The sequence below is a fragment of the Xaviernesmea rhizosphaerae genome (genome assembly GCF_001938945.1).
In the GTDB taxonomy this organism is placed as follows: domain Bacteria; phylum Pseudomonadota; class Alphaproteobacteria; order Rhizobiales; family Rhizobiaceae; genus Xaviernesmea; species Xaviernesmea rhizosphaerae.
This window is the reverse complement of sequence record NZ_MKIO01000038.1, coordinates 1-26,036: the sequence shown is the minus strand read 5'-3', so window position 1 is coordinate 26,036 and position 26,036 is coordinate 1. Positions and strand designations below refer to the sequence as shown.

The following is a 26,036-nucleotide window of genomic DNA, read 5'->3' as shown; positions in this document are numbered from 1 at the left end:
GATGCAGTGGCATCGATCTGCGAACCTCTCCTAGCCAGAAAACCCGGAAAGCCTGTCCTATAGGTTCCTATCATCGACACTTGGTATAAGCGGCCGGGAGGTTCGCACCTCCGTCTTTGACGTCTCTTAAAGCATGTCGCGCAAAAGTGGGAACCGCTTTTCTGCGCACGCCTCGCCAAGGCGCGTTTGGCCGCCTGTGTTAACACGCTTCCAACGGGAATCTGCTAGCGCTGCGGACAGGATGATCTTCATCGACACCCGAAAGCGCTGCGACGATCCGGGGATCGGACCGGCGGCGCAAGGGCGTCGCCCGCGAAACCGCAACCTTGGCGGGCACCCTGCCCGCGCTGCCGTTCTTCTGCAAGGAGAGCATGATGGCTCTGCACGACATCGCCCGCCACCCGCGCTTCCAGGGACGCAAGGAAAGCCGCAAGGCCGGCTTCTTCTCGCCGCTGCTCCTGCTGGTTCTGGCGATCGCGGCCCTGCCGCTGCTGCTTCTGCACACGATCACGCTGCCGATCGGGGCGATGTTCTTCGACACCTATGTCTATATCGATGCGGCCAACCGCATCTCTGATGGCCAGATTCCTTCGCTGGATTTCTTCGCGCCCGTCGGCGCGCTCGGCTATTATCTCTTCCGCATCGTGCTTTCGGCCTTTCCGAACGGCCATCCGCTGCTGATCGCCAGCTGGTCGGTGCTGCTCGTCAGCGCCCCGCTGATGGGGCTGGTGCTGTTCGATGTGCAGAAGCGGTCGCGCTCTGTCGCCTGGGCGCTGCTGGTGCCCTTTCTCCTGTTCTCGCTCCTGCCCTTCAACACGGGCGGCGATTTCTTCCCCTATCCGGGATCGGATGGCTTTGGCATCTATAACAGGCAGATCTGCCAGCTGATGTATGTGCTGGCGGCCGCGCTCTGCTTCATGCGTGGACCCCGCCGGCTTGCCGCCGCCGTCGGTCTGACCATGCTGGCGCTGCTCTTCGTCAAGGTCACTGGCGCGGTCGCGGGAACGGTGATGTGCCTTGCCGCCTTTCTGGCAGGCCGCCTGCCACTGCGCGCCGCGCTGATCGCCGGCCTCCTGTTCTTCGGCGTTATCGCCGCGCTGGAACTCTCGCTCGGCCTCGTCTCCGCCTATGCCGCCGACATTCTCTCGCTGGTGGAGATCAACGAGGGCGGGCTGGTCCAGCGGTTGCTTCAGGCGGCCTCGCTGAATTTCGGCGCGGTGTTTTCCGCCATCGTGCTCGCGCTCGCGCTCCTCGCCTTCACCGGCCGTGCCTTCTTCGGCGCCATCGGCTCAGCGGTCAGGCGCCCGTCCTTGGAGGCGCTCGCCCGCATCTTCGATCATCCGGCGATCTGGCTCGGCGCCTTCACGCTGGCCGGCCTGATCTTCGAAAGCCAGAACACCGGCAGCCAGGCCTTCATCTTCTTCTTCCCGCTGGTTTTGATGATCCTGATCGAATCCAGGGCGATGTTCGGCAATACGGCCCGCTTCGCGGTGGTGGCGCTCGCCGGCCTCGCCATCTGCCTGCCGCTGGCGGTGCGCGTCGTCGAGCGCTCCGCCCGCGCCTATCTCGGCGCCTTCCAGAACGAGCGGCTGGAGGCGACGCATCTGAAGACCATGGCGGCGGTGTCGGCCCGTCCCTTCTTCTTCCTGCGGGCCGAGCGCATGAATGCGGCCTATGTCGCCCATCGCGACACCTTTCAGGATATCTCGGAGAACGGTGAGCTTTCCTCCTTCCTGATGTTCAGCGATTTCGACTACCAGATCACCTGGCTGCAGAATGTCGACCGGGCGATCTCAGGCGTGGAGGCCTTCGAGGCCCAGCACGGCATCCGGTTCAAGACGATCATGAACATCGATTTCACCAATCCCTTTCCCTATCTGATGGACCGCAGCGCGCCGCATGCGATCGCCATCGGCGCCGATCCCTTCCGCGCGGTGCCGCCGCCCAATGACAGGGTGAAGGCGGCCGTCGCCGATGTCGACCTCGCGCTCTACCCGACCTGCCCCGTCGGCATCACCCGGCTGGCACTGTTCAAGCTCTACCAGCCGCTCTTGGACGCGACTCACGAGCGCGTGCAGATCACGCCTTGTTTCGAGGGCTTCGTGCGCAAGGCGCTGATGGCGCGCTGAGGCGCAGCGGCGGGAAGGCCCGGTCAAAAGCCCGAGACAACGGCGGCATTTGCCGGTTTTCCTCCTTCATTTCACGGTCACATTGCTCTAAGGAACGTTCGGCCGCAGACGTGGCCGCGAATTTCTTTGAAGGTGTGTCGTTCATGCTCGAATCGCTGCGCAGAGGCGCCCAGACCTGGGTTTTCAAGGGCCTTCTGATCCTCCTCGTCATTTCCTTCGGCGTCTGGGGCGTCTCCTCCTCTTTCCAAAGCCGCAGTTCGAATGCCGTGGTCACCGTCGGCGACGTCACCGTTTCGGCCGCCGATTTCCGGCTGGCCTATGAGCGGCAGGTGGCGCAGATCTCGCGCCAGTTCGGCATGCGGCTGAGCCGCGAGCAGGCCCGCGCCTTCGGCATCGAGAACCAGGTCTATTCGCAGCTCGTGGCCGGTGCCGCGCTCGACCAGCTCTCGCGCGATATGGGTCTCGGCCTGTCGAAGGACCGCCTCGCCGTGCTGATCTCGCAGGATCCCGCCTTCCGCGGCGTCAACGGCCAGTTCGACCGCACCGTCTTCTCCGCCGTGCTGCGCAATGCCGGCCTGCGCGAGGTGGATTACATCAACAATCGCAGCCAGGTGGCGGTCCGCTCGCAGGTGGTGGAGGCCGTGTCCGATGGCTTCCAGCCGCCCAAGGTGCTCATCGATGCGCTGAAGGCCTATCGCGACGAGACCCGTACGATCGACTATATCCTCCTGTCGAACGCCAATATCGATCCGGTCAAGGCGCCGTCCGATGAGGTTCTCGGCCCCTGGTTCGACAGTCACAAGGCCAATTACCGCGCGCCCGAGATGCGCAAGGTCAGCTTCGTCAAGCTGGAGCCGGCCGATATCGCCGATCCCTCCAAGGTGACGGATGACGAGGTGCGCGCCGAGTATGAGCGCCGCAAGGCGAGCTTCACCACGGCCGAGACGCGGGTGATCGATCAGCTGGCCTTCCCCTCGCGCGCCGAGGCCGACGCGGCCGCTGCCAAGCTTGCCGCCGGCACGAGCTTCGACCAGATCGTCAGCGAGCGCGGCCGCACCGCCGCCGATATCCGCCTGGGCAGCTTCACCAAATCCGCCATGCCGGACCAGAAGCTGGCCGAGGCCGCCTTCGCAGTGTCCGCCGCTGGTGGTGCTACGCCCGTGGTCGATGGCCAGTTCGGCCCTGTGATCCTGCGCGTGGCTACGATCCAGCCGGGGGCAACGCGCAGCTTCGACGAGGTGAAGGACGAGCTTCGCCGCGATCTGGCGCTGGGCAAGGCCGCCGAGGAAATCACCGCGCTGCATGACCGTTTCGAGGATCTGCGCTCGGGCGGCGCTACGCTGACCCAGGCGGCCGAGCAGCTGAACCTGAAGCCGGTCACCCTCGACGCCATCGATGCCCAGGGCAATGATGCCGAAGGGCAGAAGATCGCCACCCTGCCGCCGGCGCCGAGCTTCGTGCAGGAGGTGTTCAAGACCGATGCCGGCGTCAACGCGCTGCCGATCCAGCTCGGCCGCGAGGGCTATGTCTGGTTCGATGTCGAGAACGTCATGCCCGCGCGCGACCGCACCCTGGACGAGGCGCGCGAGCGCGTGGTGGCCGACTGGACGGCCGAGCAGCAGCACAATGCGCTCGCCGCCCGCGCCGGCGAGCTGAAGGCCCGTGTCGAGAAGGGCGAAACGCTTGCTGCCATCGCCGCCGAGCTGGGCCTGGCGGTCGAGACCAAGACCGGGCTGAAGCGCGGCAGCGTCGATGCCAGCCTGAGCCCTTCGGCCGTGGCCGCCGCCTTTGCCGGTCCGAACGGCCATGTCGCCGCCGCGCCGGGCGTGGATGGCGAAGGACAGGTGCTGCTCAAGGTCACCGAGGTCGGCCATTCCGCGGGCGATGCGCTGGATAATGACGACCGTCAGATCAATGCGCTCGCCCAGGCCAGCGGCGACGACATTCTCGACCAGATGGTTGCCGACCTGCAGACACGCTACGGCGTCAGCATCAACCGCGAGCTCGCCCAGCAGGCGATGCTGCCCTGAGGAGCGAAGGCCCATGTCCCACGCGAATCCGATGTCTGATCCGAAACCGGCCGCCGACCTGAAGCCCTTCATCGCCAAGGTCGCCACGGGCGCGGCGCTCGCCCGCGACGATGCCCGCGCGGCCTTCGAGATCATCATGTCCGGCGCCGCCACGCCCTCGCAGATCGGCGGCTTCCTGATGGCGCTGAGGGTGCGCGGCGAGACGGTGGACGAAATCGTGGGCGCCGTCGGCTCCATGCGCGCGCGCATGCTGACCGTCGAGGCGCCGGCCGATGCCGTGGACATCGTCGGCACCGGCGGCGACGGCCATGGCACCTACAATATCTCGACGCTCGCCGCGCTGATCACGGCCGGCGCCGGCGTGCCCGTGGCCAAGCACGGCAATAAGGCGCTGAGCTCGAAATCCGGCACGGCCGACGCCCTCTCCTGCCTCGGCGTCAAGCTCGATATTGGGCCCGCTCTGATCGCGCGCTGTATTGCCGAGGCCGGCGTCGGCTTCATGTTCGCCCAGCAGCACCATCCTGCCATGCGCCATGTCGGCCCGAGCCGGGTGGAGCTGGGCACGCGCACGATCTTCAATCTGCTCGGCCCGCTCGCCAATCCGGCCGGCGCCCGGCGCCAGCTGCTCGGCGTCTTCGCGCCGCAATGGGTTATGCCGCTGGCCGAGGTCCTGCGCGATCTCGGCGCGGAGCGCATCTGGGTCGTCCATGGCAGCGGGCTTGATGAAATCACCACCACGGGCGAAACGCAGGTGGTGGCGCTGGAAGACGGAAAGCTGCGCAGCTTCACCCTGACGCCGGCGGATTTCGGCCTGTCGGCTGTCTCGCTCGAGGCCCTGAAGGGCGGCGACGGCGCGCACAATGCCGCAGCGCTGACCGCCGTGATCGACGGCGCGGAAAACCCCTATCGCGACGTGGCGCTCGCCAATGCCGCCGCTGCGCTGGTGATCGCCGGCCGGGCTGAGACGCTTGGCGATGGCATGCGGCTGGCCCGCCAGTCGCTCGCCGATGGCGGCACGCGCCGGGCGCTCGACCGGCTGGTCGCCACCTCCAATCTTGCCGAGGAGGCCTGATCCATGAGCGATATTCTCACCCGCATCGAAGCCTATAAGCGCCAGGAAATTGCCGAGGCGCAAGTCGCAAGGCCGCTGGCCGAGGTCAAGGCGGCCGCCGCCGACCAGCCGGCCCCGCGCGGCTTCCATGCCGCCTTGAAGGCGAAGCAGGCCGAGGGTCTCTTCGGCCTGATCGCCGAGATCAAGAAGGCGAGCCCGTCCAAGGGGCTGATTCGGCCGGATTTCGATCCGCCGGCGCTGGCGCGCGCCTATGAGGCCGGCGGTGCCGCTTGTCTTTCCGTGCTGACCGACCGCCCGAGCTTTCAGGGCGCGCCGGAATTCCTGACCGCCGCCCGCGCCGCCTGCTCGTTGCCGGCCCTGCGCAAGGACTTCATGTTCGAGCCCTATCAGGTCTATGAGGCGCGCGCCTGGGGCGCGGACTGTATTCTCCTGATCATGGCCTCGCTCGATGACGACACCGCCCGCCGGCTGGAAGAGACCGCCATGTCTCTGGGCATGGACGTGCTGATCGAAGTGCATGATGCGCAGGAGATGGAGCGCGCGCTCACGCTCGCCTCGCCGCTCGTCGGCATCAACAACCGCAATCTGAAGACCTTCGAGGTCGATATCGGCCTCAGCACGAAGCTCGCGCCGATGGTGCCGGAGGACCGGCTGCTGGTGGGCGAAAGCGGCATCTTCACCCATGCCGACTGCCTGACGCTGAAGACGGCCGGCATCTCTACATTCCTCGTGGGCGAAAGCCTGATGCGCAAGGCCGACGTGACTGCGGCAACCCGTGCGCTGCTGACGGGCGAAGAGTCCTCGGCCGTGGCCTGAGGGCCCACGAAGCCGCGGACCAGCGCTGTGCTGTCCGGCGCGTGCCCCCCGGGGTCGGACGGCGCGCGTCGGAGAATGAGCGGCAGGCGATGGCGTGCGCGTGATCCGCGTACTCTGTGTCGACGAGACCTCCTGTGATCCGAGAAGGAGCCAATATGGCCGAAGGCACTCTGACCCATATCGACAGTTCGGGCGCGGCGCATATGGTCGATGTCGGCAACAAAGCTGAGACGGTGCGCACCGCCATTGCCGAGGGCCATGTGCGCATGGCGCCGGACACGCTCGCCGCCATCCGCGCCGGCAATGCCAAAAAGGGCGATGTGATCGCCACGGCGCGGATTGCCGGCATCATGGCCGCCAAGCAGACCGCGGCGCTGATCCCGCTCTGCCATCCCCTGATGCTGTCGAAGATCTCGGTCGAGATCACGCCGGATGAGACGCTGCCCGGCTTGCGCGTCGAGACGCTGGCGCGGGTCGAGGGGCGCACGGGCGTGGAGATGGAGGCGCTGACGGCGGCAAGCGTCGCCTGCCTGACGATCTACGACATGGCCAAGGCGCTGGACCGCGAAATGGAGATCGGCGGCATCCGCCTCCTGGAAAAGAGCGGCGGCGCCTCCGGTGATTTTCGCGCGAAGGGGCGAGGCTGATGGCGCTGCTTCCTGTCGACGAGGCCATTGCCCGCCTGCTGGCTCTGGCCAAGCCGATCGCGCGCATCGTGGAAAAGCCGCTGGCCGAGGCGCAGGGGCTGGTTCTGGCTGAGGATGTGACGGCTTGCGTCACCTTTCCGGCCTTCGACAATTCGGCCATGGACGGTTACGCCCTGAGACACGAGGACATCGCGGCCGGCGCGGTGGAGCTGACGGTGATCGGCGAATCGGCGGCCGGCCGTGGTTTTTCCGGCCGCGTCGCCCCGTTCCAGACGGTGCGGATCTTCACCGGCGCGCCGCTGCCGGAGGGCGCGGATACGGTGCTGATGCAGGAAGACGCCGAGGCTCTGGACGCGCAGCGCATCCGCACCCGCTTCACACCCGCCAAGGGCCGCCATATCCGCCCGCGCGGACAGGATTTCAAGGAAGGAGAGACGCTGCTCTTTGCCGGTGAGCGGCTCGATGCCGGCCGCCTGACGCTGGCCGCCGGCATGAACCGCCCGCGCCTGCCGGTCTTCGCTCCGCCGCGCGTGGCGATCCTGTCGACGGGCGACGAACTGGTCGCGCCGGGCGAGACCCCCGGGCCGGACCAGATCGTCGCCTCCAACGCCTTCGGCGTGGCGGCGCTCGCGCGCGAGAATGGCGCGGAGGTGCTGGACCTTGGCCTGGTGCCGGATCGCGCCGACGCGATCGCCGAGGCCGTGGCCCGCGCCCGTCAGGCCGGTGCCGATGTGCTGGTGACGCTCGGCGGTGCCTCGGTCGGCGACCATGATCTCGTCCAGTCCTCGCTGCTGGCGCTCGGCATGGAGCTGGATTTCTGGAAGATCGCCATGCGCCCCGGCAAGCCGCTGATGGTCGGCCGTCTCGAAGGCATGCCGGTGCTTGGCCTGCCGGGCAATCCTGTCTCAAGCCTCGTCTGCGCGCTCCTGTTCCTGGAGCCGCTCGTTGCCCTTCTCGCCCGCCGCAGCCCGCCCGCGCGCGCGGGTGAGGCGCTGCTGGCGGAGCCTCTGCCGGCCAATGACACGCGGCAGGACTATGTGCGGGCGCGGCTCACCCGCGATGATCAGGGCCGCCTGCTGGCCCATCCCTTCGCCCGCCAGGACAGCTCGATGATGCGCGTCTTCGCCGCCTCCGACGCGCTGATCGTGCGCCCCGTCGGCGCCCCCGCGCTCGCAGCCGGCGACCCCTGCCCGATCCTGATGCTGCGCCCGGTATAAGAACAGCGCCGCGATCCTGTCCCGTCAGCGCGAATGCCCCGAAGAACGAAGAGATCAGCCTCGCGCAAGTTTTGCGTCACATGCTCGTCACGTTAAGTCTTTATCCATGGCTTCAACGAGATACTGTTGTCGAACAGGCTGACTACGGATGAACTAGCAGCCGCTTCGTTTGCAGGTGAAGAAAAGGTCGGGCATGTCCCGGCCTTTTTGTTTTTCCGGATCTTATTGCATTGCAGCTATCCGAGGTGGTCGTCTGCGGCGCTGCGAAAGAACTTCGGCTCTCCAGCCGCTTTACAGGAAACACATCCCCACAAAGCAAAACGCCGCCTGTTTGGGGCGGCGCTGTCTGACATCGAAAGCGCAAGCGGGTCAGGCCACTGGATCGACCCGCGAGACCAGGATCTTGTCGATGCGCCGGCTGTCCATGTCGACCACCTCGAAGCGGTAGCCAAAGGCTTCGGTCACGTCGCCCTCTTCCGGCGTCTTGCGCAGTTCCTGCACCAGGAAACCGGCGATGGTCTCGTAGCGACCATCCGTCTCGATCTCGTCGATGCCGAAGGTCAGGATAATCTCGTCGATCGGCGTACGGCCATCGACCAGATAGGAGCCATCCTCGCGCTCGCGGATCAGCGCATGCTCGACATCGTCGTAGTTGGACGGCAGCACACCGACGATGGCTTCGAGAATATCGGCCAGCGTCAGAATGCCTTCGATGCTGCCATATTCGTCGACGATGATCGCCATGTTGATGCGCGAGGACTTGAAGGCCTCCAGCGCCTTCAGGCAGGAGGCTGTCTCCGGCAGGGTGTGCAACTCGCGCACGAAGGTCTTCACCGAAAAGCCGCCGGCGGCCACCGGGCTGTTCAGAAGCTCCTTGACCAGGACGGCGCCCAGCACCTCGCCCGTCGCCATGTCCATCACGGGATAGCGCGAATGGGCGCTCTGCGAGATCTTGGCGCGGACCTCCTCCAGGCTGTCATCGACATCGATGAACTGCACCTCGGTGCGATGCGTCATGATGGTCTTCACATTGCGGTCGCCCAGACGGATGATCCGGCGCAGCATTTCATGCTCGGACTTCTCGATGGCGCCGCTTTCGACGCCCTCGGCCATGATCGCCTGCACCTCTTCCTCGGTCACCGCGTCCTTGTCTTCCTTGGCGCCAACCAGGCGCAGGAACAGGCCGGCCGACCCCTCGAAGAGATAGACGACAGGCGAGACGATCCGCGACAGGACGGACATCGGCCGGGCGACGAACATCGCCACGGCTTCCGAATTCTTCAGCGCCAGCTGCTTCGGGATCAGCTCGCCGATGACGACCGAGAGATAGGTGATCAGTGAGACGACCAGCGCCACGGCGACCGGGCTGCCATAGGGCGCGATCCAGGGAATGTCGTTCAGCACGGGGGCGAGCTGGTCGGCGATGGTGGCGCCGCCATAGGCGCCGGCGAGCGTGCCGACGAGCGTGATGCCGACCTGAACGGTCGACAGGAAGCGGCCCGGGTCCTCGGCAAGCGCCAGCGCCAGCTCGGCGCGCGCATTGCCCTGACGGGCCATCTGCCGCAGCAGCGGCCGACTTGCGGAAACGATCGCCATTTCGGACATGGCGAAAAAGGCATTGACCAGGAGAAGAAGAAAAATAACGAAAAGTTCGGACATAGATCCTCGGCGACAATCGCCGGCCTATCCCCCGAAAGGAGCGATGGCCGGCCGGCGACAATGTCGCATCACATAGGCCGGCGGGGCAAGGCCAGCAAGCGGCAAAGCGTGAAAGGTCCGTGTCCAATTCCCGCCAACACCCCGTGGTTGCTGTGTTTTCCGACCACGAGAATCTTCTTCCTCCTGTGGAAGCCCGCGCTCGCCACGCTACTGCAAAGGGGTTGCGATCCCAAAGACCCGCTTTCCACGCTCAAACTCCGCGCTCTATCGCGGATCTTCCTCGCAAAACCGGCAACGGGTTCGGCGGCAGCTCTTGAGGAGCGGACGGGAAACCGGTTCCCGCTTTTCGGTCCGATCCTCTAGGGTCGTGACCCTAGCTCGCAGGCAAAATCTCCGGCGCGGCTGCGATGGCGCGATGGACCCGGTCATGGCCGACGCGGATGACATCCTCCATCGCCAGACGCGCACCCGCCTCGTCGCGCCGGCTGATCTCCTCGACGATGCGGATATGCGAGCGGGCGACCTCATCGATGCGCTCGCGGCCCGAAGCCGGCGAGCTGAGCTTGAAGACGCTGGCCAGCGCCGTTTCGATCAGGCTGCCCACGGTGCGCATGAAGGGATTGCCCGAGGCATCGGCCACGGCGAGATGGAATTTCAGATCGGCATTGGCAAGCGAGGAGGCGGTGTGGTTGGGATCGCCCATGGCCACGGCCAGCCGCATCATGTTGCTGATCTCGGCTTCCGTCGCGTTCTGGGCGGCAAGGGCCGCGGCATGGGGCTCAAAGGCAAGGCGCACTTCGCGCAGATGGCGCAGGAACTCCTCGTCGATGCCGGCGTGGAAATGCCAGGTCAGCACATCGCCGTCGAAGAGGTTCCAGGAGGCGCGCGGCGTGACCCGCGTGCCGATACGGGCGCGGGCGACGATGAGTCCCTTGGCCGCGAGCGTCTTCATCGCCTCGCGCAGCACCGTGCGCGAGACCTTGAAGCGCAAAGCGAGCTCCGCATCCCCCGGCAGGATCGACCCGACGGGATACTCCCCGGAAACGATGGCCTGGCCGAGCGCCAGCACCACCTGACCGTGGCTCGTGCGCGTCGCCTCGCCGCTGATCACCGTTTCCAGGAGCCCTTTGCTCACGTCATGCGCCTTTCATGGTCAATCTGCGCCGGCCGCTGGACAGGGACAGGATGCCCTTCTGCAGCAGAATGAAGGCAAACAGCAAGCCGCCGATCAGGATCTTCGTCCACCAGCTCGACAGCGTGCCGTCAAAGGTGATGTAGGTCTGGATCAGGCCCTGGATCAACACGCCGATCAGCGTTCCCCCGACAAAGCCGGCGCCGCCCGTCAGCAGCGTTCCGCCGATCACCACGGCCGCGATCGCGTCCAGCTCGACGCCGACCGTCGCCAGTGAATAGCCAGCTGAGGTATAGAGAGAATAAGCGATTCCGGATAGACCCGCAACGAAGCCCGACAGCGCATAGATGCCGATCGTGGTACGTCCCACCGGCACGCCCATCAGCGCCGCCGTATGGGCGCCGCCGCCCAGCGCATAGACATTGGTGCCGAAGCGGGTGCGCTGGGCGATGATGATGCCGGCGAGGAAGACCAGAAGCATGGCGCCGCCGATCAGCGTCAGCCGCCCGCCGCCGGGCATGACCCAATAGGCGCTCTTCAGCGTGGCATAGAAGGGATGACGGATCGGGATGGAGTCGATCGACAGCACGAAAGCCATTCCGCGCGCCAGGAACATGCCGGCGAGCGTGACGATGAAAGGCGGCATTTCCAGAAAATGGATGATTGCCCCCATCAGCGCGCCGAAGGCCGTGGTGATCGCCAGCGCCAGCACGAAGGCCAGGAGTGGGTGGATGCTCGTGCCTTCCAGCATGACCGCGAGGAACACGCTGGTGAAGGCGATGACCGAACCGATCGACAGATCGATGCCGCCGGAGAGGATCACGAAGGTCATGCCGACGGCGGCAATGCCGAGAAAGGCGTTGTCGGTCAGGAGATTGCCGATCACGCGGGTGGACAGCATGGTCGGATATTGCAGGGTGCAGATCGCGAAGGCTGCGATGAAGATCACCAGGGTTGCGATCAGCGGAAGGGTCTTGGCGTTCATGATGCGGTCCGCTCCAGCTTCTTGATATCGCGGGCGTCGCCGGCTGAGGCGCCACCGGCGACGGATTTGCCCTGGGCCGGCGCGGCCGGCCCGGCCGGGCGGACGAAGGCGGCCAGATGCGACAGGCGCGGCGACTGGATCAGCAGGATGAGAACGATGATCGCCGCCTTGATGATCAGGTTGAACTCCGGCGGAAAGCCGGACAGCAGGATGCCGGTATTGACCGCCTGAATGATCATGGCGCCGATCAGCGAGGCGATGATGCTGAAGCGTCCGCCGAGCAGCGAATTGCCGCCGACCACGACGGCGAGAATGGCGTCGAGCTCCAGCCAGAGGCCGGCATTGTTGGCATCCGCGCCGCGAATATCGGCGGTGACGATCAGTCCCGCAAGCGCCGCGCACAGGCCCGACAGCACATAGGCCATGATCAGGAAGGCCGGCGCCTGGATGCCCGACAGGGTCGCGGCCCGGCGGTTGACGCCTGTCGCCTCGATCAGCAGGCCCAGCGCGGTGCGCCGGATGATCAGCGCAACGGCAATGCCGAAGACCAGCCAGAGGACGACAGGCATGGGCAGGCCGAAAAGACTGCCGCTGCCGATGAAGATCAGCCCCGGATCGTTGAAGGTGAGGATTGCCCCTTCGGTGATCAGCTGGGCAATGCCGCGTCCGGCCACCATCAGCACGAGTGTGGCCACGATCGGTTGGATGTTCAGGATGGCGACAAGCACGCCGTTCCACAGCCCGCAGAGCAGACCGATGCCGAGGCTCATGACGAGCGTGACCGCCAGCGGGTCGCCGCGCACGCTGGAAGCCGCAGCGACCGCGCCGCAGATGGCCATGACCGCACCGACGGAAAGATCGATCCCGCGCGTGGCGATGACCAGCGTCATGCCGACGGCCAGGAGCGCCACGGGCGCACCACGGTTCATCACGTCGATCAGGCTGCCATAGAGACGGCCATTCTGCATTTCGATGGCGAAGAAGCCCGGAAAATTGAACCAGATGAGAATGAGGATGGCGGCGAGCGCCACACATTGCGGCAGGAGCCGCCTGCCCAAAGCCTTTGCGCCGCTCATGATGCGCGCCTCCTCTCCTGCCCGGCGATTGCCTCGACGATGTTTTCGGTGGACACATCCCCGCCCACCAGCTCGGCCACATGCTCGCGGTCGCGCAGCACGATGACGCGGCTGCTATAGGCCACCAGCTCGTCCAGCTCGGAAGAGATGACGAGCAGCGACATCCCCTGGGCGCAGAGGCTTTCGATCAGGCGGATGATTTCGGCATGGGCGCCGACATCGATGCCGCGCGTGGGCTCGTCGAGAATGAGAAAATCCGGATTGGTCGCCAGCCAGCGCGCCAGGATGGCCTTCTGCTGGTTGCCGCCCGACAGAAGCCGGATCGGCTTTTCCCGGTCGGTGGTGCGGATATCCAGCGCCTTGATATAGCGGTCGGCCAGCGCATCCTGCTCCTTGCGCGAGAGCGGACGCATCCAGCCGCGTCGCGCCTGCAGCGCCAGCGCGATGTTTTCGCGCACGGAGAGATCGCCGATGATGCCATCGACCTTGCGGTCCTCTGGACAGAAGCCGAAGCCCTGGGCAATGGCGGCGCGCGGTGAGCTCAGACTCAGGCGCCGGCCCTCGCATTCGGCCGTGCCGCTATCGGCGGTCTCGACGCCGAAGAGAAGCTCGGCGGTTTCCGTGCGGCCGGAGCCGAGAAGGCCAGCCATGCCGACCACCTCGCCCTGGCGGATCTCCAGGTCGAAGGGCTTGACCCGGCCGGCCTTGCCCAGCCCATGAAACGCGTAGCGCACAGGGCCGGAGGATTCAGCCTTCGTTTCGCCCGCTTGCTCGGCGGCATGCAGCTCGTGGCCGAGCATCATGGTGACGAGATCCTTGCGCGGCAGCGATTCGGTCTCGCGCGTGCCGACCAGCCGCCCGTTGCGCAGGACGGTGATGCGGTTGGAGATGGCGTAGACCTGCTCGAAGAAATGGGTGATGAAGACGATGCCGAGCCCGCGCGCCTGCAGATCGCGCACGATGCGGAACAGCATGCGCACCTCCTGCGCATCGAGGCTGGCGGTCGGCTCATCGAGAATAAGCACCTTGCCCGAGAGATCCACGGCGCGGGCGATGGCGATAACCTGCTGGACAGCGACCGAATAGCTCGACAGCGCGGCGGTGACGTCGATGTCCATCTCGTAGGCCGAGAGCAGCGCCCGCGCCCGCCGGTTCATCTCCCGGGGGGCGACGAAGCCGAAGCGGCGGGGCTGGCGGCCGAGATAGAGATTTTCCGCCACGGAGAGATTGGGCAGGAGGTTCACTTCCTGATAGACGGTGCCGATCCCGAGCTTCTGCGCGTCAAGCGGATCGCGCGGATCGATCGGCGCACCATCGAGCTCCACGCGCCCGCCGTCGCGGCGATAGGCGCCGGTCAGGCATTTGATCAGGGTGGATTTGCCGGCGCCGTTTTCGCCTAGCAAAGCATGAACCTCGCCGCGGCGCAGCTCGAAATCGACCCCGTCGAGCGCGCGTGCGCCCGGAAAGGTCTTGACGATGCCGGTGGCGGAGAGGACGGCGGATGCGGGCATCGCATAGGTCCTTCAAACTGATGCTGGAACTGTCCGTCCTGGGCGGCGGAAACCATGCGCGGCCGCGGCCGCACGTAAAAAGCGCCGATGCGCGAGAAAAGCCTGTGAGGACAGGCCGGCCCTGCGAGAGCGGAGCATCAGACGCAGCAACGGCTTTTCAAGGCCGGGGCGATGGCGGCACCCTTCACGAGTGCCGCCACCGGTCCGGGAGGACGGCTTAGTAGCCGAGACCCTTCTTCTGCTCGTAGACGGCCTTCGGGTCGTCCTTCTGGGTGTAGAGCTTGGATTCCGTCTGGATCCACTTGGGCGGCATGGTGCCGTCCTTCTTGTAGGCGGCAAGCGCGTCGAAGGCCGGGCCGGCCATGTTCGGCGTCAGTTCCACGGTGGCATTGGCCTCACCGGCGGCCATGGCCTGGAAGATGTCCGGAACCGCGTCGATCGACACGACCAGGATGTCCTTGCCCGGCTTCAGCCCGGCTTCCTTGATCGCCTGGATGGCGCCGACGGCCATGTCGTCATTATGGGCATAGAGCGCGCAGATGTTCTTGCCGCCGCCTTCGGCCTTCAGGAAGCTTTCCATGACTTCCTTGCCCTTGGTGCGGGTGAAGTCGCCGGTCTGGCTGCGGACGATCTTGAGGTTGTCATGCCCCTTGAGCGCCTGCTCGAAGCCCTTTTTTCGGTCGATGGCGGGAGAAGACCCGGTGGTGCCCTGCAGCTCGACGACGTTGCACGGCTTGCCGGCGACGGTGTCGACCAGCCATTTGCCGGCGACATTGCCCTCATGCACCAGGTCGGAGGTGACGGCGGTCATGTAGAGATCCTTCGGCGCATCGACCGTGCGGTCGAGCAGGATCACCGGAATCTTGGCATCCTTGGCTTCGGTCAGAACCTCGTCCCAGCCGGTGGCAACCACAGGCGCGATCAGGATCGCATCCACGCCCTGGGCGATGAACGAACGAACGGCCTTGATCTGGTTTTCCTGCTTCTGCTGCGCATCGGCGAACTTGAGGTCAATGCCGCGCTTTTCCGCCTGCTGCTTCGTCAGCGTGGTTTCCGCCGCGCGCCAGCCTGATTCCGAGCCGATCTGCGAGAAACCGACCGTCATGTCCGCAGCGTGAGCGGAGCCGAACAGGCAGGCAGCCAGAACCGTGGCACTGGCAAGTGCAGTCTTCAACATCATGATATATCTCCCAAAAAGCTGCTCCTCAACAGCTGGAGTCAAATAATCATACAATAATACTATTGTAAAGACGGAAAATGCCCGCCGGTGCGGAATGACCAGGGGAAAAAATGAACGGGACCGGTGGATGGCCGGCTCCTGGCCTCCGACGAAATTCTATAGGAAAACAGCAGGATGGAGGGAATTTTTCAAATTTCATTCAAATATGCGTAAAGACAAATGAAAGCCGCGCACCCCGGAGGATGCGCGGCGATGAGGGCGTTTTATCGGGTACCGGCTATCAACCAGCGATCAGTGCTTGGCAACGATCTCATAGGTGATGTTGTCGCCATGCTGCTGGGTGTAGAACACGCGCCAGCCATTGGCCAAGGGCGTCGGCACCTTGACGCCGAGCAGGCCTTCGATCGTCGCATTGCCGTCGGAGACGTGGATGCCGGTGATCTCGTTGTCGCCGTCGTTCTTGAAGCCGGTTTCCTCGGCCTTTTCGCTCAACGCGCTGTCGATCGTGGCGGAGGGATCGCGTCCCTCGGCGAGGAAGCGCACCGGCTCCGCACCCTTGGCATAGTCCGTCTTCAGATCGATCAGATAGCCGCTGTCGAGCGCCTTGCGCTGGGTGTGCGCGGTGTCGCCATCATCCTCGACGACGGCGATGGTGTCGCCGTCCCAGAACGCCATGTTGTCGACGCCGGAATGGGCGACGTCGCCGAGGAAGACGGTCGACAGTTCGGCCTCGTCAGCCGAGGGATTGGCGACCTTGATCTTCATGACCGCGCCGAAGCCGCCGAATTCGCGGCCGGCGCCGGTCTTGACATTGGTGTCGCCGGTTTCGGTGAAGTAGAATTCGGTAAAGTCCTTGCCGGGACGGAACAGGCCGTTTTCCGGGCGCTTCAGCGGCGAGGCACCGGCTGCGCGGGCGCGCTCATAGGCGATGAAGGGCTCGGTGCCATCCTTGTCCGTGTCGTGGATGGTGATGAACTTGGCCTTCATGACCTGGCCAGCGGTATGCAGTTCCTTCAGGCCGGCAGCCTTGACGTCGCCGTCGAGGTCGTCGGCATGGAAGGTGACGGGGGTGCCATCAGCGGCCATGTACTGCAGCGCCTGCAGCTTGCCGCCCTTGGACAGGTCGGTCTTGTCCTTCGGCACGAAGCGGTAGACGAAGGAGTTCGGCTGCTTGGCCTTTTCGATCGTCTTGGAGGTCTTGCCGCCGGCATCCTCGACCAGCCAGATATTGCCATCCTTGTCGACCTGCACGCCTTCGTAAGAGGCATGGCCGAAGACGCCGTGCAGCGTCGTCACCTTAGAGGGATAGTCCGGCGTGGCGATCCAGACGCCGCCTTCCTTGCCGTTTTCGGCGGTCAGCAGCAGCTGCTTGGTGAAGGGGTTCCAGGTGGAGCCGTCATAGGTCTGCAGCGGCTGGCCGTCGACATCCTGCGTCGCCATCAGCGTCACGCGATGGGCTTCGTCGGCGTCAAGATTGATGCGGGTGAAATAGCCATGCGACTTGCCATCCACCTTCACGGCCGACTCATGGCCCTGGAAGAGGAAATGCGTGCCATAATTATAGGCCGGATCGGCGCCCTTCTGTCCCTCGAGAACCAGATAGGTGTTCTTGTCGGGCTCGGTCTTCACGGCTTCGACATCATGCGTCTTGCTCTGCTGGTCGCCGGCGGCCGGAACCAGCGGGCCATCGCCCTGATAGCCGTAGGAATGGAAGATGCCGGTGGCGCCATCCAGTTTCATCGCGCCCTTGGCGACGGGAACCTGCGCCAGCTCCGGCGAGAGAACGCTTTCGGCCGACTGGCCCTCGACCTTTTCGACGGCCTTGGCGACATGGGTCGGATGGGCGGCATCTGCCGCCATGGCGGGACAGAGCGCGGCGAAGAGACCGGCTGCAAGAGCGGTCGAAACGAGAAGCTTGGACATGGGATCCTCCGGGGAGATGGTCGCTACGCCGATGCGCTATCAACTTGCGATGACACTTTCGTGAACCATCCGTGACCGTGGATTCGACCCGTTTCCGTGCGCTGACCCGGCTCAGCCGAGTCGGTCTTCCAGGAGAAGCAGGAAAATCATGCGTGGTCCGGCGCTCCGGATCTTTACGATAACGCGCGATCGGCCCCCTGAAGCCTCTCTCAACGAAAACCGGCCGGTCCCAAAGGGAACCGGCCGGCGAAACTGTCTGGTCTGTCCTGCGTCCTGAGCGGGACGGAGTGTGTCCGCTTATTGCGGCAGCTTGTCGTCCACGCCTTCGACGTAGAAGTTCATGCCGAGCAGCGTGCCATCGTCAGCCTTCTCGCCGTCCTTCAGCCAGACGCTGCCGTCCTGCTTCTTGATCGGGCCGGTGAAGGGATGGATCGCGCCGGACTTGATCTTGGCCTCGGTGTCCTCGGCCATCTTCTTCACGTCGTCGGGCATGTTGGTGTAGGGCGCCATGGTCAGGATGCCGTCCTTCAGACCATCCCAGGAGGACTCGCCGCCCTTCCAGGTGCCGTCCATCACCATCTTGATGCGCTTGACGTAATAGGGACCCCAGGTGTCCTCGATTGCCGTCAGCTGCGCCTTGGGGCCGGCCTTGATCTGGTCGAAGGCTTGGCCGAAGGCATGGATGCCGCGCTCTTCGGCGATCTGCATGGGTGCCGCCGAATCGGTGTGCTGGGTCAGGATGTCGACGCCCTGGTCGATCAGCGCCTTGGCGGCATCGGCTTCCTTGCCGGCATCGTGCCAGGTATTGACCCAGACGACCTTCATCTTGAAGTTCGGATTGACCGACTTCGCGCCCTGCTCGAAGGCGTTGATGCCCATGACCACTTCCGGGATCGGCACAGAGGCGATATAGCCGGCCACGCCCGTCTTCGACATCTTCGCGGCGATCTGGCCGATGATGTAGCGGCCTTCGTAGAAGCGCGAATTGTAGGTCGTCACGTTCTCGGCGGTCTTGAAGCCGGTAGCGTGCTCGAACTTCACCTTCGGGAACTTCTTGGCCACCTTCAGGGTCGGGTCCATATAGCCGAAGGAGGTGGTGAAGACGATCGAGCAGCCCGAGCGGGCGAGACGCTCGATCACGCGCTCGGAGTCCGGGCCTTCCGGAACGTTTTCGACATAGGCGGTCTCGACCTTGTCGCCGAGCTCCTTCTCGACATATTGCCGGCCGACATCATGGGCCTGCGTCCAGCCGCCATCCGTCTTCGGGCCGAGATAGACGAAGCAGGCCTTGGTCTTGTCTGCAGCGTGCGCGGAGACGGCGGCCGTGGATGCGGCGAGCGCGACCGCAAGACCAATGATCAGCTTTTTCATGCTTGATTCCTCTCGAGGGTTTGATCCGTGAAGTCTTTTTGGACGTGTTTCGGGTCCGGCATCAGCGGTCCGGCACGAAGGGCCGGCCGAGCGACGCCGGGGTGTTGACCATCATCAGCCGCTTGTTGCGGGACATCATCACCAGAACGACGACGGTGGCAAGATAGGGAAGCGCGGACAGGAACTGCGACGGGATGCCGAAGCCCAGCGCCTGGGCATGGATCTGGCCGATGGTGACACCGCCGAACAGATAGGCTCCGGCCGCCACGCGCGCCGGCCGCCAGGAGGCGAAGACCACCAGCGCCAGCGCGATCCAGCCGCGCCCGGCCGTCATGTTTTCCACCCATTGCGGCGTGTAGACCAGCGAGAGATGCGCGCCGGCGAGCCCCGCGCAGGCCCCGCCGAACAGCACGGCGAGATAGCGATAGCGGATCACCGGAATGCCGAGCGTATGGGCGGAGGCGGGATTGTCGCCGATCGAGCGCAGCGTCAGCCCGGTGCGTGTGCGGAACAGGAACCATGCGGTCCCCACAGTCAGGATCACCGAGAGATAGAAGATCGGGTCCTGGCCGAAGATCAGCCGGCCGACCAGCGGCAGCTCCGACAGGCCGGGAATGAACAGGTTCGGCAGCTTGGAGCCGGCCTCGCCGACAAAGGGCTCGCCGATCATGCCGGAAAGGCCGAGCCCGAGCAAAGTCAGCGACAGGCCCGTCGCCACCTGGTTGGTGGCGATGGAAAGCGTCAGCACCGCGAAGAGCTGGGAGAAGACCGCACCCGCCGCCACGCCGGCGACAAGGCCGATCCAGGGAGAGCCGGACAGGCTGGCCCCGGCGAAGCCGCAGACCGCGCCCATCACCATCATGCCTTCCACGCCGAGATTAAGCACGCCGGAGCGCTCAACCACAAGCTCGCCGATCGCGGCGATCAGCAGCGGCGTGGCGGCGGTCGCGATCGTCAGGAGGATGCTTTCAAAAATGCCCATGACGATCAGGCCTCCTTGGCCGCGGGCGCCAGCGACAGCCGCACGCGGTAGATGGCGAGCGTATCGCAGGCGAGTACGAAGAACAGCAGCATGCCCTGGAACACGCGCACCACCTTGTCGGACAGGCCGAGCTCGATCTGCGCCCCCTCGCCGCCCAGATAGGTCAGCCCCAGCACCAGGCCCGCCACGATCACGCCCAGCGGATTGAGCCGCCCCAGGAAGGCGACGATGATCGCGGTGAAGCCATAGCCGGGCGAGATTTCCGGCTGCAGCTTGTTGATGACGCCCGAGACCTCGCAGATGCCAGCCAGCCCTGCCAGCGCGCCGGAAAGCATCATCGAGAACCAGATCATGCCCTTGCGCGAGAAGCCGGCGAAGCGCCCAGCCCGCTCGGAGGCGCCGAGCACCTTGATCTCGAAGCCCTTGAGCGTGAAACGCATCATGAACCAGACAGCGAGAGCGGCAAGAATGGCGAAGACGATGCCGAGATTGGCGCGGCCGGAGTCCAAAAGCTCCGGCAGGATGCCTTCCGGCTGGAACTGCTTGGTGACCGGAAAATTGAATCCCTGCGGATCGCGCCAGGGCCCGCGCACCAGCCAGTCAAGAAACAGCTCGGCGACATAGACCAGCATCAGGCTGGTCAGGATCTCGTTGGTGTTGGTCTGCGCCTTGAGAAAGGCGGGGATTGCCGCATAGAGCGCGCCGCCGACCATGCCCATGACGAGCATCAGCGGCAGCACCAGCGGCGAATGCCAGTCGTTGAACAGCACGGGGATGATCGAGCCGGTGATCGCGCCGGCGACCAGCTGCCCTTCCGCGCCGATGTTCCAGTTGTTGCAGCGATAGCAGACCGACAGACCGACGCCGATCATGATCAGCGGCGCCGACTTCACGGCCAGCTCATGCAGCGACCAGACCTCGGTGAGCGGGCCGATGAACAGCACATAGAGCGCACGCACCGGATCCTGGCCAAGCGCCGCAAACAGGATCGCCCCGGTCACGAGCGTCAGCAACAGCGCGATGATCGGCGAGAGCAGCGAATGGAGCTGCGAGGGACGCGCCCGCTTTTCCAGTTCAATGCGCATGGGCGCCCTCCGTCTTGCCGTAGAGGCCGCCCATCAGCAGCCCGATCTTCTCGCGCGTCAGTTCGCCCGCCGGATAGGCGTCCGACAGCCGCCCCTCGCTGATGACGGCGATCTCGCTCGCCACCTCGAAGATCTCGTCGAGATCCTGGCTGATGACCAGCACGGCCGAACCTGACTTCGCCAGATCGACCAGCGCCTGGCGGATGCGGCTGGCCGCGCCGGCATCCACGCCCCAGGTCGGCTGGTTGACAACAAGCACCGACGGCTGCCGGTCGAGCTCGCGGCCGACGATGAATTTCTGCAGATTGCCGCCTGACAGCGAGCCGGCAGCGGGATCCTCGCCGCTCTTGCGCACGTCCATCTCTACGCAGATCCGCTTGGCCGCCGCCTTGACCGCGCCGGAGCGGATCAGTCCGAGCGGCCCTGAGAGGAAAGCCTTGCGGTCGGACCAGTAGCGCGCCAGCACCAGATTGTCCGAGAGCGGCAGGGCGGAGACGGCGGCATGGCCATGACGCTCTTCCGGCACGAAGCCAGCGCCCATCGAGCGGCGGTCATTGATGCCGCTGCGCCCGACCGCCTTGCCGCGCAACTGGACGGTCTGCGCTTCCTCGACCGGATATTCGCCCGACAGCGCATCGAACAATTCCCCCTGCCCGTTGCCGGCGACGCCGGCGATGGCCAGCACCTCGCCGGCGCGCACCTTGAGACAGACGTTTTTCAAAGCGACGGCGAAGGGTGTGCGGGCGGCGGCGGAGAGATGGCGCGCCTCGAGCAGCACCTCTCCGCGGGTGGTGGTTCCCGCGGCCGAGACATGCGCGACCTCGGCGCCCACCATCATCCGCGCGAGCGACGCCGGCGTCTCCTGGCGCGGATCGCAGGCGCCCGTCACCTTGCCATGGCGCAGCACGGTGGCGCGGTCGCAGATGCGCTGCACCTCTTCCAGCCTGTGGCTGATATAGAGAACCGAACGCCCCTCGGCCCTGAGCTTGAACAGGGTCTCGAACAGCCGGTCGGCCTCCTGCGGCGTCAGCACCGAGGTCGGCTCGTCGAGAATGATCAGCTGCGGGTTTTGCAGCAGAGCGCGCACGATCTCGATGCGCTGGCGCTCGCCGACCGAGAGATCGGCCACATGGGCATGCGGGTCGAGCGGCAGGCCATAGGCATGGGACAGCTCTGAGGCGCGCGCGGCGATCTGGGCGAGCGGCAGCTTGTCATCGAGCGAGAGCGCGATGTTCTCGGCCACCGTCAGCGCCTCGAACAGCGAGAAATGCTGGAAAACCATGCCGATGCCGAGCTTGCGCGCGGCGGCGGGGCTGGCGATGCGCACGGTCTGGCCGTTCCACAGGATGGTGCCGGAGGTCGGCGCGAGCACGCCGAACAGCATCTTGACCAGGGTGGACTTGCCGGCGCCGTTCTCGCCGAGAAGTGCATGGATTTCGCCTGGTTTGATATCGAGATCGATGCCGTTGCAGGCGGCAAAGGATCCGAACAGTTTGGTCAGTTGTCGCACAGACAGAACTGTCGCGTCAGCGGAAACTCCCGAGACCGGCACGCCTTCCCCTTTTTCTCCGATTCCCCGCGCGGAAGGGCCAGCCCCAGGCGCCTGTTTCCACGGGCATGGTCCGGGAACAGCCTGAAAACCGTCCCCGATCGAGCCCGCGCACCGTCACGGAATCAGCAATGTTGTTCCACTCGTTTTTCGTTCTTCGAGATCCTTATGCGCTTGTGGTGCATCGGCGAGCGCATAGGTCTGGTTGATATTGATACGCACTTTGTTGCTGCGCACAACATCAAAGAGCGAGTTTGCACACGCCTCCAGCGCCGCGCGCGAGGCGGTATAGCTATAGAGCGTGGGACGGGTCACATAGAGCGACCCCTTCTGCGCGAGGATGCCGAGATTGACGCCTTCGACCGGGCCGGAGGAATTGCCGAAGGTGACGAACAGGCCGCGCGGCTTGAGGCAGTCGAGCGAGGCCGGGAACGTGTCCTTGCCGACCGAATCATAGACGACATCGACCCTGCGGCCGCCGGTGATCTCCTCGACGCGGGCGACGAAATCGTCGTTGCGGTAGTCGATCACATGATCGTAGCCATGGTCGAGCGCCAGCGCGATCTTCTCGGGCGAGCCGGCCGTGCCGATCACGGTCGCGCCCAGCGCCTTGGCCCACTGGCCGGCGATCAGCCCGACGCCGCCGGCCGCGGCATGGAAGAGAAGCGTGGTGCCGGGGCCGACCTTGTAGGTCTGGTTCAGGAGATATTGCGCCGTCATGCCCTTCAGCATCATCGCCGCCGCCGTTTCCAGCGGGACGTCGTCGGGCACCACGATCAGCTGGGAGGCCTCGACATTACGCTCGCTGGCATAGGCGCCGTCGGAGGTGGCATAGGCGACGCGGTCGCCGACCGAGACATTGAGGACGCCCGCGCCGACGGCAGTGACGATCCCCGCACCTTCCTTGCCCGGAATGAAGGGCAGCCCGGCAGCGGATTTGTAGAGCCCGGTGCGGAAATAGACGTCGATGAAATTCACGCCGATCGCGACCTGGCGAATCTGCACCTCGCCCGGGCCGGGCGGCGAAAGCGTCGTGCCTTCAAGCTTGAGGACCTCGGGACCACCGAGTTCGCGGATGACGATTGCCTGCGGCATGGAACACCTCTTCGCTCTGACGGGTTGCGACGCCGCGCACGCAGCCGGTGGGAGGTTTTCGCAAGGCTCCCCCACTGGCCGCTCCGGCAGCGCCCTTTATGCGTTGCGCGAGCCTGCCTCAATCTCTCGGAAGATCAAGGCAAGTCCCTAAAACTCGAAAGGATCTTTGCCAACCGCCGAACGCTGGGCGCGACCATGTCCGGTCCTCAACCGGTCGCTCTCCCGAGGCGCGGAAAGATCTGCAGAATGAAGCCGATGCAATAGAGATAAAGCCCGGTGGCGACCACGCCGGCGATCACCCAGTCCGGGCTCTGGAAATGCAGCAGCAGCGCATAGATGCTCAAGGCCGACCAGGCGGCGAAGACCGTCAGGTTCAGCCCGCGCAAGCGCTTCACCCGCACCGGATGCAGGAAGTTGATCGGCATGAAGGTGAGCAGGACGGAAACGAAGACGACGATCGAGGCGGCGAGCTCGCTGGCATGGGTGACGAAGAGCGTGAAGACCACCATGTTCCAGACCACGGGGAAGCCCGAGAAGAAATATTCGTCGGTCTTCATGCCCATATCGGCATAATAGATCGCGCTCGACACGACGATCGCGCCGGCAGCGAAGAAGGACCAGGGCTCGCCGATCATCCCGCTCTGATAGAGCGCGAAGGCCGGCAGCAGAACATAGGTGACATAGTCGATCACATTGTCGAGCGTGTCGCCCGACCAGTTGGGCAGCACTTCCTTCACGCGCACCTTGCGGGCGATCGGCCCGTCAATGCCATCGACGGCGAGCGCGAGCCCAAGCCACCAGAACATATCGACGAAACGGTGTTCCGCCGCGGCGACCACGCCGAGAAAGGCAAGGAACGAGCCTGAGGCCGTCAGCACATGCACGGAGAATGCGCGGATTTCCGCATAGGGAACGCGGCGGTAATTGAAAAACTTCATCGGCAGATGCCTTGCCCCTTCACCCGTCCTTCATGGCGGACGTCGGACCTACCGGTCGCGTGCATGTTTTTTCATCATTCGGCGCAAAACGCCGTGTCCATGATCTGTCATCGGTCAACTCCGGGCTACTATGCATCCTTTAACGGCAGCCGCCAGCAAAAAGCGCGGCCGGCGGCCGGCTCCGCCCCGCTGCCTTGTGGACGGCGGCGCCTTCGCCCGCCCTGCCCGCCCCTGCGGCATGATCGCGCCTTGGCGGCGCGAGGTGCCGCGCTTAAGTAAGGTCCGGATGATGCGTCACACATCGGCGCGCTATGCAGGAGAAGGATCAGACCGATGCAGGATGTCGAGATCGCGGTGGTGGGGGCCGGGCTGGCCGGTGCGCTGGCCGCCCTGGGGCTGGCGGCCGCGGGCCGCCGCGTCGCGCTGGTCGGTCCGGAGCCCGCCGCTGCCGATGGCCGCACCACGGCGCTGATGGACCGCTCGATCGATTTCGTCCGCCGCCTCGGCCTGTGGGAGGATGGGCTGGCCGATCTCGCCGCGCCACTGTCCACCATGCGCATCGTCGATGCCACGGGCCGCCTGTTGCGCGCGCCGACGGTCACCTTTCACGCCGCCGATATCGAACTGCCTGCCTTCGGCTACAACATGCCGAACGCCGCCATGCTCGAACGGCTGGAGGCGCGCATCGCCGAAACGCCTGATATCCTGCGCTTGCCCACCGTGGTGGAGAGCATCGAGGAGACCCAGGAAGGCCATCGTCTGGTGCTCGGCGACGGCACGCGGCTCGCCACAAGGCTGATCGTGGGTGCGGACGGGCGCGGCTCGAAAGCGCGCAAGGCGGCCGGGATCGAGGCTCGAACCTGGTCCTATCCGCAGACCGCCGTGGTGCTGACCTTCGTTCATGAACTGCCGCACCAGTCGATCTCCACCGAATTCCACACGGCGGAAGGTCCTTTCACCCAGGTGCCGCTGCCGGGCCTGCGCTCAAGCCTCGTCTGGGTGCGCAAGCCCGAAAAGGCCAATGCCTTGATCGCCATGGCGCCCGAAGCCCTGTCGCGCGCCGTCGAGGACGGTATGGAATCGCTGCTCGGCAAGGTCATGGTCGAGGGACTGCCCCAGGCGTTTCCTCTCTCGGGCATGTCGGCCGAGCGCGTCGGCCGGGGCCGTATCGTGCTCGTCGGCGAGGCGGCCCATGCCTTTCCGCCGATCGGCGCGCAGGGGCTCAATCTCAGCCTGCGCGATGTCGCGACCGTGGTGGAGATGCTCGGCACGGGCGGACCGATCGCGCGGGATTTCGGCGAGCGCTATGCTGCGCGTCGGCGGCTGGATGTCGCGACCCGCACCCTGAGCGTCGATCTTCTCAACCGCTCGCTGCTCTCCGATTTCCTGCCTGTCCAGCTCGCGCGGGCGGGCGGGCTGCAGGCGCTGTCCTCCACCGGCATCCTGCGCAATCTCTTGATGCGCGAAGGCGTGCATCCGGGCAGCGCCATCAGCGCGCTTGTCGACAGCCTGAAGCCGGGGACGTTCCGCCGGCCGGAGGCCGGTGGTCTGTGACGAGGCCTAGGCTCAGGACCTATTAATTTGGTTTGAGATGTGATTCACGGTTTCGGAAAGGAGACCGTGATGAGTGATGTGTTTT

General features: G+C 65.2%; 20 protein-coding genes. 7 read left to right on the top strand and 13 right to left on the bottom strand.

Annotated elements, in window-relative coordinates; genetic code table 11:
- Positions 1 to 374: 374 nt before the first annotated feature.
- From BJF92_RS17490 to BJF92_RS17465, 6 genes are all read left to right on the top strand, one after another.
- On the top strand, positions 375 to 2,129 hold the full coding sequence (locus BJF92_RS17490) for a hypothetical protein (protein WP_075636161.1): 1,755 nt from the start codon (positions 375 to 377) through the stop codon (positions 2,127 to 2,129).
- Between the two features lie 143 nt (positions 2,130 to 2,272).
- Positions 2,273 to 4,159, top strand: coding sequence for a peptidylprolyl isomerase (locus BJF92_RS17485; protein ID WP_075636160.1), 1,887 nt, complete (start codon positions 2,273 to 2,275; stop codon positions 4,157 to 4,159).
- 31 nt (positions 4,160 to 4,190) lie between these two features.
- Positions 4,191 to 5,231, top strand: a complete 1,041-nt coding sequence (gene trpD, locus BJF92_RS17480; RefSeq protein ID WP_075636159.1) for an anthranilate phosphoribosyltransferase — start codon at positions 4,191 to 4,193, stop codon at positions 5,229 to 5,231.
- 3 nt (positions 5,232 to 5,234) lie between these two features.
- Positions 5,235 to 6,047, top strand: coding sequence for an indole-3-glycerol phosphate synthase TrpC (gene trpC / locus BJF92_RS17475; protein ID WP_075636047.1), 813 nt, complete (start codon positions 5,235 to 5,237; stop codon positions 6,045 to 6,047).
- A 155-nt stretch (positions 6,048 to 6,202) separates the two neighbouring features.
- On the top strand, positions 6,203 to 6,694 hold the full coding sequence (gene moaC / locus BJF92_RS17470) for a cyclic pyranopterin monophosphate synthase MoaC (RefSeq protein ID WP_075636046.1): 492 nt from the start codon (positions 6,203 to 6,205) through the stop codon (positions 6,692 to 6,694).
- Positions 6,694 to 7,911, top strand: a complete 1,218-nt coding sequence (locus BJF92_RS17465; RefSeq protein ID WP_075636045.1) for a molybdopterin molybdotransferase MoeA — start codon at positions 6,694 to 6,696, stop codon at positions 7,909 to 7,911. Before moaC ends, BJF92_RS17465 begins: the two co-directional genes overlap by 1 nt.
- A gap of 369 nt (positions 7,912 to 8,280) precedes the next feature.
- On the opposite strand, the gene BJF92_RS17460 is transcribed toward BJF92_RS17465, so the two are convergent.
- From BJF92_RS17460 to pcsA, 13 genes are all read right to left on the bottom strand, one after another.
- Entirely contained in the window at positions 8,281 to 9,570 is a 1,290-nt protein-coding gene (locus tag BJF92_RS17460) for a hemolysin family protein (protein ID WP_075636044.1), read from the bottom strand.
- A 373-nt stretch (positions 9,571 to 9,943) separates the two neighbouring features.
- Positions 9,944 to 10,705 (bottom strand): FadR/GntR family transcriptional regulator, encoded by a 762-nt coding sequence (locus BJF92_RS17455; protein ID WP_075636043.1) that lies wholly within the window; start codon positions 10,703 to 10,705, stop codon positions 9,944 to 9,946.
- A gap of 1 nt (position 10,706) precedes the next feature.
- A complete protein-coding gene (yjfF, locus tag BJF92_RS17450; RefSeq protein WP_075636042.1) occupies positions 10,707 to 11,687 on the bottom strand; it encodes a galactofuranose ABC transporter, permease protein YjfF in 981 nt (326 codons plus the stop codon).
- Positions 11,684 to 12,763 carry an ABC transporter permease gene (locus BJF92_RS17445; RefSeq protein WP_143524077.1) on the bottom strand — a complete coding sequence of 360 codons (1,080 nt, stop codon included), beginning with the start codon at positions 12,761 to 12,763 and terminating at the stop codon, positions 11,684 to 11,686. The genes yjfF and BJF92_RS17445 overlap by 4 nt, the downstream gene beginning before the upstream one ends.
- Positions 12,760 to 14,274 carry a galactofuranose ABC transporter, ATP-binding protein YtfR gene (gene ytfR, locus BJF92_RS17440; RefSeq protein ID WP_075636041.1) on the bottom strand — a complete coding sequence of 505 codons (1,515 nt, stop codon included), beginning with the start codon at positions 14,272 to 14,274 and terminating at the stop codon, positions 12,760 to 12,762. The genes BJF92_RS17445 and ytfR overlap by 4 nt, the downstream gene beginning before the upstream one ends.
- A gap of 217 nt (positions 14,275 to 14,491) precedes the next feature.
- Positions 14,492 to 15,454 (bottom strand): galactofuranose ABC transporter, galactofuranose-binding protein YtfQ, encoded by a 963-nt coding sequence (ytfQ, locus tag BJF92_RS17435; protein ID WP_075636040.1) that lies wholly within the window; start codon positions 15,452 to 15,454, stop codon positions 14,492 to 14,494.
- 291 nt (positions 15,455 to 15,745) lie between these two features.
- Entirely contained in the window at positions 15,746 to 17,377 is a 1,632-nt protein-coding gene (locus BJF92_RS17430) for an alkaline phosphatase PhoX (RefSeq protein WP_075636039.1), read from the bottom strand.
- Between the two features lie 297 nt (positions 17,378 to 17,674).
- Positions 17,675 to 18,748 carry a BMP family ABC transporter substrate-binding protein gene (locus tag BJF92_RS17425; protein ID WP_075636038.1) on the bottom strand — a complete coding sequence of 358 codons (1,074 nt, stop codon included), beginning with the start codon at positions 18,746 to 18,748 and terminating at the stop codon, positions 17,675 to 17,677.
- A 61-nt stretch (positions 18,749 to 18,809) separates the two neighbouring features.
- Entirely contained in the window at positions 18,810 to 19,730 is a 921-nt protein-coding gene (locus BJF92_RS17420) for an ABC transporter permease (protein WP_075636037.1), read from the bottom strand.
- A 5-nt stretch (positions 19,731 to 19,735) separates the two neighbouring features.
- Positions 19,736 to 20,815 carry an ABC transporter permease gene (locus BJF92_RS17415; RefSeq protein WP_075636036.1) on the bottom strand — a complete coding sequence of 360 codons (1,080 nt, stop codon included), beginning with the start codon at positions 20,813 to 20,815 and terminating at the stop codon, positions 19,736 to 19,738.
- Entirely contained in the window at positions 20,805 to 22,367 is a 1,563-nt protein-coding gene (locus tag BJF92_RS17410) for an ABC transporter ATP-binding protein (RefSeq protein WP_075636035.1), read from the bottom strand. The genes BJF92_RS17415 and BJF92_RS17410 overlap by 11 nt, the downstream gene beginning before the upstream one ends.
- A gap of 114 nt (positions 22,368 to 22,481) precedes the next feature.
- A complete protein-coding gene (locus BJF92_RS17405; RefSeq protein WP_075636034.1) occupies positions 22,482 to 23,459 on the bottom strand; it encodes a quinone oxidoreductase family protein in 978 nt (325 codons plus the stop codon).
- A gap of 206 nt (positions 23,460 to 23,665) precedes the next feature.
- The gene (gene pcsA, locus BJF92_RS17400; protein ID WP_075636033.1) at positions 23,666 to 24,397 is read right to left on the bottom strand and encodes a phosphatidylcholine synthase; all 732 of its coding nucleotides are present in this window, start codon (positions 24,395 to 24,397) and stop codon (positions 23,666 to 23,668) included.
- Between the two features lie 333 nt (positions 24,398 to 24,730).
- Here pcsA and BJF92_RS17395 point away from each other — a divergent pair, with 333 nt between their 5' ends.
- Positions 24,731 to 25,951 (top strand): UbiH/UbiF family hydroxylase, encoded by a 1,221-nt coding sequence (locus BJF92_RS17395; RefSeq protein ID WP_075636032.1) that lies wholly within the window; start codon positions 24,731 to 24,733, stop codon positions 25,949 to 25,951.
- Positions 25,952 to 26,036: the final 85 nt, after the last annotated feature.

Coding starts and splice junctions, on each gene's coding strand:
- BJF92_RS17490 (WP_075636161.1), top strand. CDS start 375: ATGGCTCTGCACGACATCGCCCGCCACCCGCGCTTCCAGGGACGCAAG.
- BJF92_RS17485 (WP_075636160.1), top strand. CDS start 2,273: ATGCTCGAATCGCTGCGCAGAGGCGCCCAGACCTGGGTTTTCAAGGGC.
- trpD (WP_075636159.1), top strand. CDS start 4,191: ATGTCTGATCCGAAACCGGCCGCCGACCTGAAGCCCTTCATCGCCAAG.
- trpC (WP_075636047.1), top strand. CDS start 5,235: ATGAGCGATATTCTCACCCGCATCGAAGCCTATAAGCGCCAGGAAATT.
- moaC (WP_075636046.1), top strand. CDS start 6,203: ATGGCCGAAGGCACTCTGACCCATATCGACAGTTCGGGCGCGGCGCAT.
- BJF92_RS17465 (WP_075636045.1), top strand. CDS start 6,694: ATGGCGCTGCTTCCTGTCGACGAGGCCATTGCCCGCCTGCTGGCTCTG.
- BJF92_RS17460 (WP_075636044.1), bottom strand. CDS start 9,570: ATGTCCGAACTTTTCGTTATTTTTCTTCTTCTCCTGGTCAATGCCTTT.
- yjfF (WP_075636042.1), bottom strand. CDS start 11,687: ATGAACGCCAAGACCCTTCCGCTGATCGCAACCCTGGTGATCTTCATC.
- BJF92_RS17445 (WP_143524077.1), bottom strand. CDS start 12,763: ATGAGCGGCGCAAAGGCTTTGGGCAGGCGGCTCCTGCCGCAATGTGTG.
- ytfR (WP_075636041.1), bottom strand. CDS start 14,274: ATGCCCGCATCCGCCGTCCTCTCCGCCACCGGCATCGTCAAGACCTTT.
- ytfQ (WP_075636040.1), bottom strand. CDS start 15,454: ATGATGTTGAAGACTGCACTTGCCAGTGCCACGGTTCTGGCTGCCTGC.
- BJF92_RS17430 (WP_075636039.1), bottom strand. CDS start 17,377: ATGTCCAAGCTTCTCGTTTCGACCGCTCTTGCAGCCGGTCTCTTCGCC.
- BJF92_RS17425 (WP_075636038.1), bottom strand. CDS start 18,748: ATGAAAAAGCTGATCATTGGTCTTGCGGTCGCGCTCGCCGCATCCACG.
- BJF92_RS17420 (WP_075636037.1), bottom strand. CDS start 19,730: ATGGGCATTTTTGAAAGCATCCTCCTGACGATCGCGACCGCCGCCACG.
- BJF92_RS17415 (WP_075636036.1), bottom strand. CDS start 20,815: ATGCGCATTGAACTGGAAAAGCGGGCGCGTCCCTCGCAGCTCCATTCG.
- BJF92_RS17405 (WP_075636034.1), bottom strand. CDS start 23,459: ATGCCGCAGGCAATCGTCATCCGCGAACTCGGTGGTCCCGAGGTCCTC.
- pcsA (WP_075636033.1), bottom strand. CDS start 24,397: ATGAAGTTTTTCAATTACCGCCGCGTTCCCTATGCGGAAATCCGCGCA.
- BJF92_RS17395 (WP_075636032.1), top strand. CDS start 24,731: ATGCAGGATGTCGAGATCGCGGTGGTGGGGGCCGGGCTGGCCGGTGCG.